Origin of the sequence: Paenibacillus aceti (genome assembly GCF_003614185.1) — a bacterium.
Taxonomy (GTDB): domain Bacteria; phylum Bacillota; class Bacilli; order Paenibacillales; family Paenibacillaceae; genus Fontibacillus; species Fontibacillus aceti.
In genome coordinates, this window is record NZ_KZ987724.1 from 2,550,625 (window position 1) to 2,553,780 (window position 3,156).

The 3,156-nt window shown below is 44.3% G+C and carries 1 protein-coding gene; it reads left to right on the forward strand.

The window, feature by feature from the left end:
* The coding region (locus BFJ94_RS11480; RefSeq protein ID WP_162944242.1) for a M13 family metallopeptidase at positions 1 to 1,715 on the forward strand (1,715 nt) is incomplete at its 5' end.
* Positions 1,716 to 3,156: the final 1,441 nt, after the last annotated feature.

Here is a 3,156-nt window from a genome sequence, read left to right on the forward strand (position 1 = left end):
TGGAACAGAAAATTGCCGATTTCTATAAGAACACACTCGATGTAGAACACCGCAACGCTCAAGGCATCAAGCCTATCGCTCCTTATTTGGCCGCTATTGATAAAGCCACTTCGATTCAACAGTTGTTTGACGCAACGATTGAAATTGAAAACGCCATGTCCAACGGCTCAATTCTTTCTTTTTCTATCTCGGGAGACGCCAAGAACAGTAATGTGAACGCCTTGTATTTCTCAGGTCTTGGCACAACACTCGATAAGAACAGCTATGTTTCCGGTGATGAGAAGACGAAGAAGGTCTATACCAACTATTTAACCAATTTGTTCAAGCTGTCCGGCGCCGATGAGAAGTCAGCAAAGGCTCAAGCTGAAGCGATGTACTCCTTCGAAAAAGAACTGGCCGCAGCGACCATGGACATTCAGGATCAAGGGAATGTGAATAATTTCTACAATCCTTATGCTAAGGACAAATTTATCGCGCTGTTCAAGTCCTTCGATATGGCAAAAATGATGAAAGAGCTTCATGTCGACAAAGCGGATAAAGTGATTGTGACGGATGTCGGGTTAGTAAAAAAATCAGCTGAACTGCTGACTGATGAAAATATCGATACCCTCAAAACTTATACGAAAGCCCTATTGTTAATGTCTGTGGGCGGCTTGCTCTCTGAAGATTTCAGTAAAGCCGGACAGGAATTCCAAGCGGAAATGTTCGGAGTTGAAGGTGAAAAGACAAATGAAGAGATCGCACTGATGACGACGAAAGCCATCATGAGCGACTATCTCAGCCAGGAGTTCGCTGAGCGCTACTTCACGAAGGAAGCCAAAGCAGACGTCGAGCAAATGGTTAAAGAATTCATTGAGGTTTATAAGGAACGGATTAAGAACCTGGACTGGATGTCCGAGGCAACCAAAGCCAAAGCCATTAAAAAGCTGGATAAAATGACGATCAAGATCGGCTATCCGGATCAATGGAATGATCCACTCAGCAAGGTTACTATTAAATCTTACGAGGATGGCGGGTCATTATTTGATAATATCATTGCCATCGTCAAAGCCAATAAGGCCAATTCAGTGGCTTCATTAGGCAAACCTGTTGATAAGAACAGCTGGATGATGAGTGTATATGACGTAAATGCTTACTATAATCCGCTGAATAACGAAATCGTATTCCCGGCAGGAATTTTGCAGGCTCCATTCTATGATCTCAATGCGAAGCATGAGACGAATTTGGGAGCCATCGGTATGGTCATTGCGCATGAGATCAGCCATGCTTTCGATAATCTAGGCTCCGCCTATGATGAGAACGGAAATGCAGTAGATTGGTGGACTCCAGAAGACTATAAGAAATTCCAGGAAAAATGCGAGCAAGTCATCGCTTACTACGACGGAGTCGAAGTCATTCCAGGCGTATACAATAACGGCAAACTGACCGTAAGTGAGAACATCGCCGATCTTGGCGGTATGGCGGCTTCGCTGCAAGTATTGTCCAAAACGAAAAATCCAGATTACAAAGCCTACTTTGAAGGCTATGCAACCATCTGGCGCACCACAATGAACAAAGAAATCGCGGCGTACATGTCAACCGTTGACACCCATTCCGCGAACAAGGTACGTGTCAACCGCACCGTCTCGAGCTTCCCAGAATTCTACAAAGCCTACGAAGTAACCGAGAAAGACGCCATGTACGTCGCCCCGGAAGACCGCGTAAGCATCTGGTAATCCTGCACGGACTTAACCTAAACGAAACAGTATTTGTAAATACAAAGCTGGCGTCGATATATTTACTGACGCCAGCTTTGTTATGTTTCGGCTTCTCAATATGGAGGGTACGATTACCGCACTTTCGGCGCACTATTAGCGCGCTTATTGCACACTATTAGCCACTTTCCACATATTTCAAAAACAGCTGCTAAAATGCAACTATTCTCGGAGATTCCCCCTGAAATCAGGAAATAACTGCGCATATACAACTATTCCCTGATTTAAGCCCCAACCGAAGCTAATTTCATCCAAATAGTTGTAGAAAAGCAGTTATATCTACTAGGGAGAGCATAATGCACCAATATAGTTGTATATTTGCACTTATGATCTGCACCACGGTACCAATTGGATGATACTGGAGCGCTATCGCAATAATGTTGCGTGATGTCAATAAAGTAACTTGCCGATTGGGCGGCCTGACCAAGCGAGGCTCTTCCCCGCTGACGTGACCTCTAACTGCATAAAGCACAGCTAAAATATCACATATCCGCTCCAGCCTCACCTTAATTGCAAAAAGTACACTTAGAATAGCAATTTTCCTAACTAAATCAAGAATCGGCTATTTTAAGTGTACAAAATACACTTGCAAGACGAGATTCCCAGTAATCCTGCAAAATAAATGTACCAACTACAACTAGACTAGGATAGAAACTTCCGACATTTGCACATTTATCCCTTCAACCACGCATCCGCGTAGGATGCGACGGGAGAGCATAATGCACCAATATAGTTGTATATTTGCACTTATGATCTGCACCACGGTACCAATTGGATGATACTGGAGCGCTATCGCAATAATGTTGCGTGATGTCAATAAAGTAACTTGCCGATTGGGCGGCCTGACCAAGCGAGGCTCTTCCCCGCTAACGTGACCTCTAACTGCATAAAGCACAGCTAAAATATCACATATCCGCTCCAGCCTCACCTTAATTGCAAAAAGTACACTTAGAATAGCAATTTTCCTAACTAAATCAAGAATCGGCTATTTTAAGTGTACAAAATACACTTGCAAGACGAGAATCCCAGTAATCCTGCAAAATAAATGTACCAACTACAACTAGACTAGGATAGAAACTTCCGACATTTGCACATTTATCCCTTCAACCACGCATCCGCGTAGGATGCGACTCTTAATACGCAATTATCGACAGCAATCGACAATACTTTCAATCCACGCATCCACATAGAACGCGACGATAGCCGACGCCATGGAGTCCGTGGAGATGCAAATCTTTCAATCCACGCATCCACATAGAATGCGACGGGGCGAGGGGCTATTGTTTATCTTGACCCTGGACTTTCAATCCACGCATCCACATAGGATGCGACTTGAGCGGCAAGCTGCAGTTGAGGAGGAACGTCTGCTTTCAATCCACGCATCCACATAGGATGCGACTGC